Source organism: Roseateles sp. P2_H4 (genome assembly GCF_056403315.1).
Map to the genome: position 1 here is coordinate 1 of NZ_JBFUFR010000036.1, position 14,353 is coordinate 14,353.

At 68.2% G+C, this 14,353-nt stretch carries 13 protein-coding genes and 1 pseudogene; 7 read left to right on the forward strand and 7 right to left on the reverse strand.

From position 1 onward, the window contains the following. The 5 genes and pseudogenes from AC1DW3_RS23250 to AC1DW3_RS23270 all read right to left on the reverse strand — a co-directional run. Positions 1-224 (reverse strand): annotated as a pseudogene (locus AC1DW3_RS23250) (hypothetical protein); the annotation flags it as partial. Between the two features lie 55 nt (positions 225-279). Then, positions 280-1,953: a long-chain-fatty-acid--CoA ligase gene (locus AC1DW3_RS23255; protein WP_477935347.1), complete on the reverse strand. Its 1,674-nt coding sequence runs from the start codon at positions 1,951-1,953 to the stop codon at positions 280-282. A 99-nt stretch (positions 1,954-2,052) separates the two neighbouring features. Next, on the reverse strand, positions 2,053-3,528 hold the full coding sequence (locus tag AC1DW3_RS23260; protein WP_477935349.1) for an NAD(P)(+) transhydrogenase (Re/Si-specific) subunit beta: 1,476 nt from the start codon (positions 3,526-3,528) through the stop codon (positions 2,053-2,055). Next, positions 3,525-3,848 (reverse strand): NAD(P) transhydrogenase subunit alpha part 2, encoded by a 324-nt coding sequence (locus tag AC1DW3_RS23265; RefSeq protein ID WP_457352318.1) that lies wholly within the window; start codon positions 3,846-3,848, stop codon positions 3,525-3,527. The genes AC1DW3_RS23260 and AC1DW3_RS23265 overlap by 4 nt, the downstream gene beginning before the upstream one ends. A 2-nt stretch (positions 3,849-3,850) precedes the next feature. Next, entirely contained in the window at positions 3,851-4,966 is a 1,116-nt protein-coding gene (locus tag AC1DW3_RS23270) for a Re/Si-specific NAD(P)(+) transhydrogenase subunit alpha (protein ID WP_477935351.1), read from the reverse strand. Between the two features lie 84 nt (positions 4,967-5,050). Here AC1DW3_RS23270 and AC1DW3_RS23275 point away from each other — a divergent pair, with 84 nt between their 5' ends. From AC1DW3_RS23275 to AC1DW3_RS23300, 6 genes are all read left to right on the forward strand, one after another. Continuing rightward, positions 5,051-5,548: an NUDIX hydrolase gene (locus AC1DW3_RS23275; RefSeq protein ID WP_477935353.1), complete on the forward strand. Its 498-nt coding sequence runs from the start codon at positions 5,051-5,053 to the stop codon at positions 5,546-5,548. Between the two features lie 17 nt (positions 5,549-5,565). After that, positions 5,566-6,324 carry a substrate-binding periplasmic protein gene (locus tag AC1DW3_RS23280; protein ID WP_477935355.1) on the forward strand — a complete coding sequence of 253 codons (759 nt, stop codon included), beginning with the start codon at positions 5,566-5,568 and terminating at the stop codon, positions 6,322-6,324. A gap of 9 nt (positions 6,325-6,333) precedes the next feature. Further along, on the forward strand, positions 6,334-7,035 hold the full coding sequence (locus AC1DW3_RS23285; protein ID WP_477935357.1) for a 2OG-Fe(II) oxygenase: 702 nt from the start codon (positions 6,334-6,336) through the stop codon (positions 7,033-7,035). Positions 7,036-7,133: 98 nt separating this feature from the next. Continuing rightward, a complete protein-coding gene (gene mnmA / locus AC1DW3_RS23290) occupies positions 7,134-8,255 on the forward strand; it encodes a tRNA 2-thiouridine(34) synthase MnmA (RefSeq protein ID WP_477935359.1) in 1,122 nt (373 codons plus the stop codon). Next, on the forward strand, positions 8,252-9,472 hold the full coding sequence (locus AC1DW3_RS23295) for a sensor histidine kinase (protein ID WP_477935361.1): 1,221 nt from the start codon (positions 8,252-8,254) through the stop codon (positions 9,470-9,472). The genes mnmA and AC1DW3_RS23295 overlap by 4 nt, the downstream gene beginning before the upstream one ends. Further along, complete coding sequence (locus AC1DW3_RS23300) at positions 9,454-10,116, forward strand: response regulator transcription factor (RefSeq protein ID WP_477935363.1); 663 nt, start codon at positions 9,454-9,456, stop codon at positions 10,114-10,116. Before AC1DW3_RS23295 ends, AC1DW3_RS23300 begins: the two co-directional genes overlap by 19 nt. On the opposite strand, the gene AC1DW3_RS23305 is transcribed toward AC1DW3_RS23300, so the two are convergent. Further along, positions 10,094-10,606, reverse strand: coding sequence for a CAP domain-containing protein (locus AC1DW3_RS23305; protein WP_477935365.1), 513 nt, complete (start codon positions 10,604-10,606; stop codon positions 10,094-10,096). The two genes, AC1DW3_RS23300 and AC1DW3_RS23305, sit on opposite strands and share 23 nt — an antisense overlap. A 51-nt stretch (positions 10,607-10,657) precedes the next feature. On the opposite strand from AC1DW3_RS23305, the gene AC1DW3_RS23310 reads away from it, so the two are divergent. Next, entirely contained in the window at positions 10,658-11,089 is a 432-nt protein-coding gene (locus AC1DW3_RS23310) for a hypothetical protein (protein WP_477935367.1), read from the forward strand. Positions 11,090-11,183: 94 nt separating this feature from the next. Here the strand turns inward: AC1DW3_RS23310 and AC1DW3_RS23315 are convergent, their stop codons facing one another. Then, positions 11,184-14,339 (reverse strand): S8 family serine peptidase, encoded by a 3,156-nt coding sequence (locus AC1DW3_RS23315; RefSeq protein ID WP_477935369.1) that lies wholly within the window; start codon positions 14,337-14,339, stop codon positions 11,184-11,186. Between the last annotated feature and the right edge of the window lie 14 nt (positions 14,340-14,353).

Here is a 14,353-nt window from a genome sequence, read left to right on the forward strand (position 1 = left end):
GGCAGCGGCTGGCCGCCGGCGTTCTGGGCCGCGATCAACCCATGCTGGCGCAGCGTCTCGAAATCGGCTTCGTTCGCACCGGCGACGAGACGCACCCACTCGCTGCCCGGCTTGCTGGCGTCCAGCACAAGCAGCAGGTTGCGCGCGGTGCGCGACAGCGGCAGGGTGCGCGCGCGAATCTCGGCGCGGCCTGCCTCGGTCTTGGAATACAGCAGCTCGATCACGTTTTCTGGCCTCACCCCTGGTCGGACTCACCGCCCGCAGGGCATCGGGAAGCAATCAGCTCTTGTCCCGCAATTCCCTGCGCAGGATCTTGCCAACGGGCGTCTTGGGCAGTTCGGTACGGAACTCCACGATCTTCGGACGTTTGTAGCCCGTCAGGTTGGCCTCGCAATAGGCGCGAACGTCAGCTTCCGTGACATTCGGGTCTTTCTTCACGATGACAACCTTGACCGCCTCGCCAGCCTTGGCGTCCGGCACACCGACAGCGGCGCATTCCAACACGCCGGGCATCTGCGTGAGGACGTCCTCGACCTCGTTCGGGTACACATTGAAACCGCTGACGAGGATCATGTCCTTCTTGCGGTCGACGATCTTGAAATAACCGCGTTCGTCGACGGTGCCGATATCGCCGGTGCGGAAATAGCCGTCCGCCGTCATGACCTTGGCGGTCTCGTCCGGGCGCTGCCAGTAGCCGGCCATGACCTGCGGGCCGCGGATGGCGATTTCGCCGGGCTGGCCCATCGGCACTTCGTTGCCGTCGTCGTCCAGCAGCTGCAGCTCGGTCAGCGGCATCGGCAGGCCGATGGTGCCGCTGTAGGCGGTGCTGTCGGTCGGGTTGCAACTGGCCGATGGCGAGGTCTCGGACAGGCCGTAGCCCTCGACGATGGGGCAGCCCGTCTTCTCCAGCCACAGCTTGGCCGTGGCCTGCTGCACGGCCATGCCGCCGCCGACGGAGATGACCAGCTTGCTCCAGTCCACCGTGCCGAACTCGGGGTGGTTGGCCATGGCCATGAAGAGGGTGTTCACAGCCGGGAAGCTGTGGAAGCGGTGGTTGGCCAGCTCCTTGAACACGGCCGACAGGTCGCGCGGGTTGGGGATCAACACATTGGCGCCGCCCATGTGCATGGACAGCATCATGTTCGTGTTGAAGCCGAAGATGTGATAAATCGGCAGCGCGCAGATGGTGACGACCTGCTCGCCCTTGGGCACTTTCTTCAGCGCCGGCTGGTACCAGGCTTCGCTCTGCAGGATGTTGGCGACGAGGTTGCGGTGCAGCAGCACGGCGCCCTTGGACACGCCGGTGGTGCCACCGGTGTACTGCAGCACGGCGATGTCGTCAGGACCTAGCTTGGGCGCCTTGTAGGTCAGGCTGCGGCCCTTGGAGACGGCGTCATTGAAGCGGACGGCACCCGGCAGGTCGAAGGCCGGCACCATCTTCTTCACCTTGCGCACGACGTAGTTGACGATCGTGCCCTTGAGCATGCCCAGCATGTCGCCCATGGCCGCCAGGATGACGTGCTTGGTCGGCACGTTCTTGATGACCTGCTGCAGCACCGAGGCGAAGTTCTCGATGATGACGATGGCCTTGGCGCCCGAGTCCTTGAGCTGATGCTCCAGCTCGCGCGGCGTGTACAGCGGGTTCACGTTGACGACCACATAACCCGCCCTCAGCACGGCGGCCACGGCCACCGGGTACTGGAACAGATTGGGCATCATCAGCGCGACGCGGTCACCCTTCTCCAGGCCCAGGCTCTGCAGATAGGCGGCCAGCGCGCGCGAGGCCTCGTCCACCTGCGCAAAGCTGACGCTCTTGCCCATCATCAGATAGGCAGGCTTGTCGGCGTTCTTCTTGAACGAGGTGTCGAGCAGGTCGACAAGGCTGGGGTAGAGCGACACGTTGACGTCGCGCGGCACCTCGGCCGGGTATTGCTTCAGCCAGATCGGCTCCATGCCTTGTCTCCTTCTTTGTTGCGGCGATTCTGACCGAAGGCTGACAGCCGACGGGTCAGGGGATTCGATAGCGCTCTCCAGGGAGCGCTCCCGCGTGCGTTATTCGACGGCCTTCAGCATGTCCTCGACGACCTTCTTGGCGTCGCCGAAGACCATCATGGTCTTGTCCATGTAGAACAGTTCGTTGTCCAGGCCGGCGTAGCCGGCCGCCATCGAGCGCTTGTTGACGATGATGGTCTTGGCCTTGTAGGCCTCCAGGATGGGCATGCCGTAGATGGCGCTGCCCTTCACGTGGGCAGCTGGGTTCACGACGTCGTTGGCACCCAGGATGATGGCCACGTCGACCTGGCCGAACTCGCCGTTGATGTCTTCCATCTCGAAGACCTGGTCATAGGGCACCTCGGCCTCGGCCAGCAGCACGTTCATGTGCCCAGGCATGCGGCCGGCCACCGGGTGGATGGCGTATTTGACGGTGATGCCCTTCTCGGTGAGCTTGGCGGCCAGCTCCTTCACGGCATGCTGGGCGCGCGCCACGGCCAGGCCGTAGCCCGGCACGATGACGACGCTTTCGGCATTGCCGAGCACGAAGGCCGCGTCGTCGGCGCTGCCGCTCTTGACCGGGCGGGCCTTGCCGTCACCCGTGGCGGCCGTGCCGGCCTCGCCCCCGAAGCCGCCCAGGATCACGTTGAAGAAGCTGCGGTTCATCGCCTTGCACATGATGTAGCTCAGGATCGCGCCCGAGCTGCCCACCAGTGAGCCGGAAATGATCAGCATGCTGTTGTTCAGCGAGAAGCCGATGCCCGCCGCCGCCCAGCCGGAGTAGCTGTTCAGCATGGACACGACGACCGGCATGTCTGCGCCGCCGATGGGGATGATCAGCGTCACACCCAGCACGAAGCCCAGGGCGATGACCAGGCCGAAGTCCATCGCGCTCTGGCTGTGCCAGAAACCGAAGATGAAGAAGGCCGCCGCCAGCCCCAGCACGGCATTCAGCGCGTGCTGGCCCTTGAACACCACCGGCGCGCCCTGGAAGAGGCGGAACTTGCTGCCGCCCGACAGCTTGCCCCAGGCGATGACGGAGCCGGTGAAGGTGATGGCGCCGATGAAGGCGCCCAGGGCCAGCTCGATGCGGTTGCCGCCCGGGATGGGCGCCAGCGTGCGCGTGGCCACGCCATCCTCCGGCGGGATGGCGGCCAGGGCCGCATCCATGGCCGGCGTGATGCCGAAGGCCGCCGGCTCAGCGACCGCCGCGACCGCAATAGCCACCGCGGCCAGGCCGATCATGCTGTGGAAGAAGGCGACCAGCTCGGGCATCTTGGTCATCTCGACCGTCTTGGCCCGCCAGGCGCCATAGCCACCACCGACGACCAGGCCCAGCAGCACCCAGGCCAGGCCCACGCCGTGGCCGGCCAGCTTGACGATGAGGGCCGCGGTCGTCAGCACGGCGATGGTCATGCCGACCATGCCGAAGAGGTTGCCGCGGATGGACGTCGTCGGATGCGACAGGCCCTTGAGCGCCTGGATGAAACAGACGCTGGCGATCAGATAGAGCAGCGTGACGAGATTGAGGCTCATGCCTTGCCCTCCTTGGCAGCTGCGGGCTTCTTGTCCTTCTTCTTGAACATCTCCAGCATGCGCCGCGTGACGAGGAAGCCGCCGAAGATGTTGACCGCGGCCAGCGCCACGGCCAGCACGCCCATGCCCTTGGCAAACGGCGTCTCGGTCAGCGCCGCGGCCATCATGGCGCCGACGATGACGATGGCCGAGATGGCGTTGGTGACGGCCATCAGCGGCGTGTGCAGGGCCGGCGTGACGGTCCAGACGACGTGGTAGCCCACGTAGATGGCCAGCACGAAGATGATCAGATTGATGATGGTGTGGTCGACGATTTCCATGCTCAGTTCCTCGTGACTTGGCCGTCTTGCGTGACGCGGCAGGCCGCGACGATGTCGTCATCCAGCGGCACGTTGAACGCACCCTCCTTGGTGATGACGAGCTTCAGGAAGTCCAGCACGTTGCGGGCATAAAGCGCCGACGCATCGGCTGCGACCAGGGCCGGCAGATTGGTCTCGCCGACGATGACGACACCATGCTTGACAACGGTCTTGCCGGCTTCCGTCAGCGGGCAGTTGCCGCCGGCCGTGGCTGCGATGTCGACGATGACCGAGCCCGGCTTCATGGCCTTGACCATGTCCTCGGTGACCAGCACCGGCGCCGCGCGCCCGGGGATCAGCGCCGTCGTGACGACGATGTCGGCCGCCGCCACACGCTTGGCCACTTCGGCCTTCTGCCGGTCCAGCCAGCTCTGCGGCATGGGCCGCGCATAGCCGCCCACGCCCTCGGCCGCTTCCTTCTCCTCGGCCGTCTCGTAGGGCACGTCGATGAACTTGCCGCCCAGCGACTCGACCTGCTCCTTCACCGAAGGCCGCACATCGCTGGCCTCGATGACGGCGCCCAGGCGCTTGGCCGTCGCGATCGCCTGCAGGCCCGCGACGCCGACGCCAAGGATGACGACGCGCGCGGCCTTCACCGTGCCGGCCGCCGTCATCAGCATCGGGAAGAAGCGCTGGTATCTGTCGGCCGCGATCATGACGGCCTTGTAGCCGGCGATATTGGCCTGGCTGGACAGCACGTCCATGCTCTGGGCCCGCGTCGTGCGCGGCGCGGCTTCGAGCGCGAAGCTCGTCAGGCCTGCACCGGCCATGGCCGTGAGGCCGTCGCGGTCGAAGGGGTTGAGCATGCCGACCAGGGCCGTGCCGGGCTTCATCAGCGGCAGCTCGTCGGCACCGGGTGCGCGCACCTTCAGCACCAGCTCACTGCCAAGCGCCGCGGCCTGGTCGACGATCTCGCAACCGACCGCCTCATAGGCGGCATCGGTGACGCTGGCGGCGACGCCGGCACCACTCTCGATGCGCAGCGTGTGGCCAGCGGCCTTCAGCTTCTTGGCCGTCTCTGGCGTGACGGCCACGCGGGTCTCTCCGGCCGCGCGTTCGCGCGGGACGCCGATCTGCATGGAAGCTCCTGTCGGGGGGAAGGGGTCGCGGCAGCTTACACAATGGATGCGCCACCCTGGTGCGGGAATTCGAGAGGAAGTTTCATGGCTGGTACAGATAGGTTTCGCCCCAGCGTCACTGTCGCGGCGGTGATTGCGCGTGGGGACCGCTACCTTTTGGTGGAGGAAGACACCCCCGAGGGCCTGAGGTTGAACAACCCGGCAGGCCATCTGGAGCTGGGCGAAACGCCCATCGAGGCCGTCGTGCGCGAAGCGCTGGAGGAGACGGCACGGGCCTTCACGCCCGAGGCTTTCCTGGGCGTCTACCTGGCCCGCTTCGTCCGCCCGGCGCGTTTAGAGGATGTCACCTATGTGCGGCTGGCTTTCAGTGGTGCAGTGGGCGAGGAGATCGCCGGGCGCGCGCTGGACGAAGGCATACACCGCACGCTGTGGCTGAGCCTGGACGAGATCCGCGCCAGCCAGCATCGCCACCGCAGCCCGCTGGTGCTGCGCTGCATCGAGGACCACGCCGCCGGGCGCCGGCTGCCGCTGGACAGCGTGAATTCCGACGCATCGCTGGCCGAGCCGCGGCGCCTGGGCTAGGGTCACAATGCCGCGCGATGCCCCCTAAGCCCTCCCGCTTCCACCGCCAGCGTCTGGCCGCCTGCCTGGCGTTGCCGCTGGGTTGGGTTTTGGGTGCGGCGGCCCAAGCCCAGCCGCTGCAGATCGCCAGCTGGGATCGCGCGACGAATCCGCTGATCGGCATCAGCGAAGCGGTGCTGACGCGGCTGTACGCCGACGTCGGCCAGCCCATGCAGTTCATCGACCTGCCCGCGCGCCGGGCCGGCCTGCAACTGGCCAGTGGCGAGATGGATGCCAACACGCACCGGGCGCGCGACTACATCGAGGCCAACCCCGCCGTCGTCGCCGTGGCCACGCCGCTGGGCCAGGTGCAGCTGCGCGCCTACACGCGCGACCCGACGCTGCGGCTGACGGGCTGGGCCGACCTGCCCCGCTGGCGTGTCGCCCACCTGCGCGGCATCGTGCGCGTGGAGCAGCTGATGCCTGCCGGCGTGCACCGCGTCGAGGCCGGCAACCTGCGCGAGCTGTGGCGGCTGCTGGCCACCGACGCGGCCGACGTGGCCATCCTCAGCGAACTCGCCGGCAGCCCGGCGCAGAGACCGGTCGGCATTCAGGGCCTGCAGCGACTGGACCTCGTGCTGGACGAGCACACCGTCCACCATGTGCTCGCCGCCCGGCATGCGGCCCTCGCCCAGAAGCTCAACGCCGCCCTGCTGCGGCTGCAGGCCAGCGGCGAGCTCGAGGCCCTGCGCCAGTCGACGCTGCAGGCGCTGCTGAAGCGCCAGGGCGGCGGCTGAGGTGCCGGCATGACAGCTCCCGATTTCATCGAGGTCTACGAGGGCGCCCTGAGCCCCGAGGCCTGCCGCGCGCTGGTCGAGCGCTTCCAGGCCAGCCCCCGCGTGCAGCGCGGCGAGACCGGCAGCGGCGTCGATGTCAGCATGAAGGACAGCTGGGACATCGCCATCAGCCGCCACCCCGAGTGGACCGATGCCTGCGAGCAGCTCAACGACGCCGTCATCGCTGGTTTCAAGCACTATCTGCGCCGCTACGCCCATCTGGCACTGGCCCCGCTGAAGCTGCAGATGCAAAGGCCCGACGGCACGGCGGCGCTGCTGGACGCCGACGGCGTTAGCGCGCTGAATGACGAGATGCTGATGGGCCTGATCGCCAAGGTCTTTCGCCCCGGTGCCATCAACCTGCAGCGCTACCAGGCCGACCAGGGCGGCTACCCCTACTGGCATTGCGAGCAGTACCCCAAGCTCGACCAGGGCGAAGCCCTGCACCGCGCCGTGCTGTGGACCCTCTACCTGAACGACGACTTCGCCGCCGGCGAGACGGAATTCCTCTACCAGGGCCGCAAGATCGCGCCGCGCACCGGCAGCCTCTTGATCGCGCCGGGCGGCTTCACCCACACCCACCGCGGCAACCGCCCCCAGGGCGGCGACAAGTTCATCGCCACCTCCTGGGTGCTCTACCAGCGCGCCGAAAGCCTGTTCGGCAAAGGTTGAGGAACCTTGCCCCCAATGCGGCGTGCGCCGCGCCCCCCGAGGGGGCTCGAGAAAACTTGGGGCGGCCCGGCGTTTTCTCCTTTGGGACAATCAGCCCCATGAGTTCCGCAGGAAAAAAACATCGAGTCGTCGTCGGCCTGTCCGGCGGCGTGGACTCGGCCGTGACCGCCCACCTGCTCAAACAGCAGGGGCACGAGGTCATCGCCATCTTCATGAAGAACTGGGAAGACGATGACGACGACGAGTACTGCTCGACGCGCCAGGACTTCCTGGACGCCGCCTCGGTGGCCGACGTGCTGGGCATAGACATCGAGCACGTCAACTTCGCCGCCGAGTACAAGGACCGCGTCTTCGAGAGCTTTCTGCAGGAGTACCAGGCTGGCCGCACGCCCAACCCGGACGTGCTGTGCAATGCGGAGATCAAGTTCAAGGCTTTTCTCGACCATGCGATGCGCCTGGGCGCCGAGAAGATCGCCACAGGCCACTACGCCCGGGTCCGCGAGGTCGACGGCGAGTTCCAGCTGCTCAAGGGCCTGGACCCGCTGAAGGACCAGAGCTATTTCCTGCACCGCCTGACGCAGCAGCAGATCAGCAAGGCCATGTTCCCGGTCGGTCATCTGCCCAAGACCGAGGTGCGCCGCATCGCCGCCGAGATCGCGCTGCCCAACGCAAAGAAGAAGGACTCGACCGGCATCTGCTTCATTGGTGAGCGGCCCTTCCGCGAGTTCCTGAACAAATACCTGTCGCACCAGCCCGGCCCCATCAAGGACGAACGCGGCCGCAAGCTCGGCGAGCATGTCGGCCTGTCCTTCTACACGCTGGGCCAGCGCCAGGGCCTGGGCATTGGCGGCGTGAAGGAAAAGGGGTCGCCGCGCGGCGGCGGTGAACACGAGCCCTGGTTCGTCGCTGCCAAGGACATCCCGAACAACACGCTGATCGCCGTGCAGGGCCATGACCATCCACTGCTGCAAAGCCCCGCCCTGGTGGCCGACGACCTGAGCTGGATCGCCGGCCGCACGCCGACGACGGGCGCGGCCGCGGCCAAGACCCGGTATCGGCAGGCCGATGCGCCCTGCAGCGTCGGCTTCGACGCCAACGGCAAGCTGACGCTGCGCTTCCCCGAGCCGCAATGGGCCGTCACGCCCGGCCAGAGCGCCGTGGTCTACGACGGTGACGTCTGCCTGGGCGGCGGCATCATCTCGGCTGCGCTGGCGGAATGACCAAGTTTGACCGCCTCCTGGCGCGACTCGCCGAGCCCGGCGTGGTGCTGCGCCTGGCGGCGCTGGCGCTCTGCACCATGGAGTTGGTCAGCGCCGGCTCCGCGCTGCTGGGCGTTCGCACCGAGCCCTATGACGGTCTGGCCGCCTGGGTCTGGCGCCAACTCGGGGGCGACGTCAATGACCGCAGCCTCGTCCTCGTCTGCGTGGGGCTGCTGCTGGCCTTCGTCGCACTGATCTTTCACCTGGCGCGCCAGGGCCAGACCGCCGTGCCGGTCAACCAGCGCCTGGCCTGGCTGCTGCTGGTGGACCTGCTGGCCTTCGGCGTGACGCCCGGCCTGCCCTTCCTCGTCACGGCGCTGGCCGCCGTCGTGCTGCCGGCGCGCCTGGCGCTGGGCTTCGGCTTCGCCCAGGTGCTGCTGAACACCGGCATCTACGCCGCGCCGCAGGCCGCGCCCTGGCTGGACCAGTTCGGCCTGCTGACCTCCATGCTGGCCCTGCACGGCCTGGCCTTCGGTCTCGGCCGCATGGCCGCGGCAGAGGGCGAGAAGCGCCGCTGGCTGCAGGCCGTGCTGGCCGAGCAGATGTCGGGCGAGCACCTGCTGGCCGAGCAGATGCGCTACAACGAACGCATGCAGATCGCCCGCGAGCTTCACGACCTGATGGGCCACCACCTGACCGCGCTGAATCTGCAACTGCAGCTCGGTGGCGCCCTGCTGGCGCGCCAGGACACCCCGGGCGCCGGCCAAGCGATGGGGCGCGCCGAGGGTGTGGCGGCCCAACTGCTGGCGGATGTGCGCGAGGCGGTGTCGCAGCAGCGCAGCTCGCAGCGCATCGACCTGTCGGCCGCCCTGCAGGCCCTGGCCGAGGGCATTGCCAGCACGCGCATCGAGCTGGCCCTGGACGACGCCGCCCGCGACCTGGGCCCCCGCGCCGCCCACGCGCTGCTGCGCTGTGTACAGGAAGGCGTGACCAACAGCGTTCGTCACGCCGGCGCGCGTCGCGTGAAGGTTGAACTGCGGGGAGATGGGGATGAGGTCGCCGTCAGCATCGACGATGATGGGCGAGGCGCGCCGAACTGGCACGCGGGCCGTGCCGAGGGCTTTGGCAATGGGCTCTCGGGCATGGCCGAGCGCATGACCGAACTGGGTGGGCAGATGTGCGTGACACGCACCAGCCCGGGTTTTCGAATCGAGTTGAGATGTCCACGATGGGTGTGATCAAGATCCTGCTGGTCGAGGACCAGCAACTGGTACGCGAAGGCCTCAAGGGCCTGCTCGCGCTGCACGACGAGCTGCAGGTCGTCGGCGAGGCCAGCGACGGCGCCGAGGCGCTGGAGTGGCTGTCCGCCGTGCCGGCCGACGACATGCCCGACGTCATCCTGTCCGACATGCGCATGCCGCGCCTGGACGGTGTCGGCCTGATCCGCGCGCTGGCCGCGCGGGCGCTGCGCCTGCCGACCGTGCTGCTGACGACCTTCGACGACACCGCCGCCTTCGACGAGGCCGTGCGCGCCGGCGCCCGCGGCTTCCTGCTCAAGGCCATCAGCCCCGAGACGCTGGCCCAGGCCCTGCGCGACGTGCACGGCGGCGGCACCGCGCTGCGGCCGTCGCTGACGACGCGCATGGAGGCCAAGGGCGGCGAGCGCGCCTTCACCGCGGCCGACCATCCCGACCCGCTGTCGCCGAAGGAGCTGCAGGTGTTGCGCCTCGTGGCCAGCGGCCGCAGCAACACCGAGATCGCCGGCCTGCTGGGCAACAGCGAAGGCGTCATCAAGAACCACTGCTCGGCCATCTTCTCCAAGATGGGCGTCAGGGACCGCACGCAGGCGGTGCTGCGCGCTATCGATCTAGGCTGGATTTAGTCGGGCTGGCCGGCAAGGCCAGGTGCAGCACCCAATAGCGCTGCAGCTTGCCGGGGCCGGCCACGCAGGCCAGGCCGAACTCCTGGAAATCGGCGGCCATCAGGTTCTCGCAGTGCGCCGGGCTGGCCAGCCATTGGGCCATCGCTTCGTCCAGCGTCTCGGGCCCGCCGGCCAGGTTCTCGCCGGCCGAGCGCATCAGATAGCCCGACTCGCGCAGCCGCGTACGCAGCGAGGTGCCCGCGGCGCCGACGTGGTCGATGCGGTCGCGCGCGGCCAGCTCCTGCGCGTAGCGGCGCGCTGACGCCGCCAGCACAGGGCTGGCGCGCAAGGGTGCCGCGGCGGGCCAGACGCGTTCGCCACAGGCCTGGGGCTGGGCGCGCAGGGTGTTCAGCCGCGCCAGCACCGCGTCGCCCGCCGGCTGGCAGCTGTCCTGGGCGACGGCATGGGTCAGACCGGTCAGACAGAGCAACAGAGGCAACAAGGCTCGCATGGCCGCATCCTAGTTGTTGCCAAGCCGCCCAGCCGAGCCCACCATGGGGGCATGAAACCCCAACGACTTCTCGCCCCCCTGCTCGCCTGGGCCGCCTTCACCAGTTGCGCCCAGACACCGCCCGTCGCACCGGCCGCGCCAACCCCGCCGGCCCCACCCGTTGCCGCCGAAGCCGAATCCGTGCGGCTCGGTCGTGAGCTGCGCGCGCTGATCGGCCCTGCGGCCTGCAGCAGCAACTCGCAATGCCGCACGCTGGCCGTCGGCGCCAAGGCCTGCGGCGGGCCGGCCGGCTATCTGGCCTGGTCCACCGTGGGTACCGACGCCGAACGCCTGGCCGACCTTGCCGCGCGCCAGGCCCAGGCGCACAAACGCGAGATCGAGGCCAGCGGCATGCTTTCCAACTGCGCGATGGTGGCCGACCCCGGTGCAGCCTGCGTGGCAGGGCGCTGCCAGTCCGCGGCCCAGCGCGGCGGCGCCAGCTAGCCAGCCTGGGGGGCAGCCAACAAGCAAAAAGGCCACACGCCTTGCGGCATGTGGCCTCGCTCGGGGCCTGAGCCCCGTGGCGTTTCAGCGCTGCTTACTGCGCCGGGTCGGCATCCACCAGCTTGGAAGGCGCGTTGGTCGGCTCGTTCTGAACCGGCAGGGCACCGTCGGTCGAAACGCGCAGAACCGTGGTCGCTTGCACCTTGCCGGACAGGTCCAGCCACTGAGCGCCACCGACGGTGCGCTTGCCAGCAGCCACGCCCGACCAGGCCAGGCCCACCGTGGCCGTGCTGCCCGCATAGACCGTGCTCGGCACGACGGCGTTCAGGCCGCCGGCATCACCCGGGCTCACGATCCAGCTCGACAGCTTGTGCTTCATCGGTGCCGCGGCGCCGCCATAGGCCAGCACGCAGACGCGATAGGTGCCCGCCGCCGGATTGACGACCTGCAGCACTTCGTTCGAACCGTCGTTGCCGGAGTACAGCGACGACGTGCCGTTCGGGAAGGACACGATCATGTCGTTGTCGTCGTTCGGGCCGCTCGTGTCAGCCTGACGCAGCGCCCAGCGCGCAACGATCGCACCAGCCGGCACCGTGAAGTTGTACTTCGCGATGGAGGCAAAGTTGGTGGCGCTGCGGCAGCGGGACAGCAGCGTGGCGGACGAGGTGGCCAGCGGCGCCAGCGACGTCTCGGCACCCATCGTCACGTCCTTCAGGCCGCCCTTGAGCGCGGTCATGCGGCCGCTGAAGCCGGTGCGCACGGTGAACAGCTTGCTGCCCGAACCCGTCGAGGCGGTGAACTCGGCAGGTGCCGAGATCGCCTTGCCGGCGCGAGCCTGGATCGGGGCGCGCACCGAGTGCGTGCCGTCGTTCCAGACGAGCTGGCCGAACTGCCAGACACCTTCGGCGGCACCAGCCACGGCGATGGTGACCGTGAAGGACTTGGTTTCACCCGGGTTCAGCGTCAGCGAGGCCGGCGACACCACGGCGGTGAAGCCCGCCGGCGGCGTGACGGCGGCCGTGTAGGTGGCGGCCGACGTACCGACGTTGGTGACGTTGCGAGCAACGATCGTGCTGCCTGTGACCGTGCTGACCGTGATGGACGGCAGGTTCAGGTTGTAGGTCTCGTCCAGCGTGCCGATGTTCGTGCAGTCGCTGGCCGGGGTGACCGCGGCCTTGTTGACCTTGCACTGGTACTTGACCCAGTCGTTCTTGCCAGCGTTGTAGACCAGGCCCGGATCGTTGGCCTTCTGCGGGTCGATATGACCGGCACCTTGCGACCAGGGCAGCAGGCCGTTGGAAGCACCGGCCAGGCCGTCGTCCAGCGTCGAGTAGGCCGAGGTCATCAGCGCCGACTTGATGGCGCCAGGGCCCCAGGTCGGGTTGGCTTGCTTGAGCAGCAGCGCCACGCCAGCCACGTGCGGGCTGGACATGGACGTGCCTTGGTAGGAAGCCCAGGCCGGTCCCGGCACCAGCGCGCCGGCGGCCACGGCGTCGCGATCGGCCTGGTTCAGGGCAGGCGTCACCTGGGCGATGACGTCCACGCCAGGCGCCGTCACGTCGGGCTTGAGGAGATTGGCGTCACCGGCGTTCGGGCCACGCGACGAGAAGTTCGCCATCGTCGGCGCCGGGGCGCTGCCGAGGTAGAACTTGCTGATGCTGGCGGTGGCGCCGGCGGTCTGGGCGTAGGCCTTGATCGCATTGCCATCAGCGGTCGTGACGTGCACGGTCGGCACCGAGTGGGCTTCGGCCACCAGGCCGGCGCCGTTGTCCGCCATGATCATGCCGACGCCACCGGCGTTCAGCACGGCCAGGCTCTTGTCGACGCGGGCGTTGTTGCCGCGCGTGCAGACCACGATCTTGCCGGCCACCTTGGCGGGGTCGAGCTCGAGCGGGTTGCTGAAGCACAGGTTCAGGTTGGCGCTGGCGCCGGCAATGCCTGCGTCTTCCGCGCGGATCAGCGAGGCGCTGCCCAGCGGGTTGGGGTTGACCGAGGCACCGGTGTACTTGGCGGCGTTGCCCAGCGTGGCATCGGCCGAGAAGGCGCGGTCATGCGTGGAGGCAGCGACCGTCGTCAGCCAGGGGCTGATGTGGGCGACAGCCTGGCCGGGGCCGCTGTTGCCGGCCGAAGCGGCGACGAACACGCCGGCGACGGCAGCACGGTAGAAGGCCTGCTCGACGGGGTCGTTGACCGAAGTCTGCGAGCCGCTGATCGAGTAGTTGATGACGTTGACGCCATCGGCCACTGCCTTGTCGATGGCGGCCACCGAGTCGGAGTTGAAGCAGGAGTTCTGGCTGCCGGTGCCGTCGGTCGCGGCGGCATTCACATAGGTGTAGCAGACCTTGTAGGAGGCGACGCGTGCGCGCGGCGCCATGCCCGAAGCCTGGCCGAGGGCGAGGCCGTTGACGATGGCCGTGACGTTGGAGTTGCCCGCCGCGGTGGAGGCCGTGTGGTCGCCGTGGCCGCCGTGGCCGGTCGCGCCGCCCAGGTCGTCACGACCCGAGGCGAACGACGTCCAGTGCGGGGTGTTGCCGGAAGCGATGAAGCCAGCATTGAAGTGCTGGATGCTGATCAGCTTGTTGTTGCAATGCTTGGCGGGGTCGATGCCTTCGCCGGCCATGCAGACACCGGTGAAAGTGGCGGGCTTGGGACCGTAGACCAGGGTGTCGGCCGGGTTGTTGCTCGGCACGCCGTTGACGTCGACACGGTCGAAGAAAGCGGGGTTCTCGGGCCAAATGCCCAGGTCGACCACGCCGATGACCATGTTCTCGCCCTTCAGGGCCGCACCGCCAACGGTCTTGGACCAGAGGCCGCCGGGTTCGCTCAGCTTGAGGAACTTGGAGGTCGAGATGGTGTCGAGTTGGCGAGCTTCGTCTTGCCAGATGCCGACCACTTGCGAGCTGCCGACCAGTGCGCGGGCCTCGTCTTCGGTCAGGCGGGCAGCGAAACCGTTGAAGACGTTGGTGTAGGTCGCCAGCACGGGCGCATTGCCCACGAGGGCAATGACGTTGCTCTGCTGCTGGCCCAGATAGCTGATGTAGGCCTGCACGGCAGCGCTGCCGAACCTGAAGCTTTCACCGGCTGCCGGTTGGGTGGCGGCCAGGCCTGACACCGTGCCCTGGTAGGAGGCAGCGGGTTCATCCTTGAGCTGAACGATGTAGGTCTTGCGATCCTGCGCAAAGGAGCTCGTGGCCAAACCAGAGAGCAGGACCAGCGTCGCCAGTGCGGCGGGCTTGAGTTTCATCTTCATCGAAATATCCTTTC

Coding starts and splice junctions, on each gene's coding strand:
- AC1DW3_RS23300 (WP_477935363.1), top strand. CDS start 9,454: ATGTCCACGATGGGTGTGATCAAGATCCTGCTGGTCGAGGACCAGCAA.
- AC1DW3_RS23295 (WP_477935361.1), top strand. CDS start 8,252: ATGACCAAGTTTGACCGCCTCCTGGCGCGACTCGCCGAGCCCGGCGTG.
- AC1DW3_RS23255 (WP_477935347.1), bottom strand. CDS start 1,953: ATGGAGCCGATCTGGCTGAAGCAATACCCGGCCGAGGTGCCGCGCGAC.
- AC1DW3_RS23265 (WP_457352318.1), bottom strand. CDS start 3,848: ATGGAAATCGTCGACCACACCATCATCAATCTGATCATCTTCGTGCTG.
- AC1DW3_RS23270 (WP_477935351.1), bottom strand. CDS start 4,966: ATGCAGATCGGCGTCCCGCGCGAACGCGCGGCCGGAGAGACCCGCGTG.
- AC1DW3_RS23310 (WP_477935367.1), top strand. CDS start 10,658: ATGAAACCCCAACGACTTCTCGCCCCCCTGCTCGCCTGGGCCGCCTTC.
- AC1DW3_RS23285 (WP_477935357.1), top strand. CDS start 6,334: ATGACAGCTCCCGATTTCATCGAGGTCTACGAGGGCGCCCTGAGCCCC.
- AC1DW3_RS23305 (WP_477935365.1), bottom strand. CDS start 10,606: ATGCGAGCCTTGTTGCCTCTGTTGCTCTGTCTGACCGGTCTGACCCAT.
- AC1DW3_RS23315 (WP_477935369.1), bottom strand. CDS start 14,339: ATGAAGATGAAACTCAAGCCCGCCGCACTGGCGACGCTGGTCCTGCTC.
- AC1DW3_RS23280 (WP_477935355.1), top strand. CDS start 5,566: ATGCCCCCTAAGCCCTCCCGCTTCCACCGCCAGCGTCTGGCCGCCTGC.
- mnmA (WP_477935359.1), top strand. CDS start 7,134: ATGAGTTCCGCAGGAAAAAAACATCGAGTCGTCGTCGGCCTGTCCGGC.
- AC1DW3_RS23260 (WP_477935349.1), bottom strand. CDS start 3,528: ATGAGCCTCAATCTCGTCACGCTGCTCTATCTGATCGCCAGCGTCTGT.
- AC1DW3_RS23275 (WP_477935353.1), top strand. CDS start 5,051: ATGGCTGGTACAGATAGGTTTCGCCCCAGCGTCACTGTCGCGGCGGTG.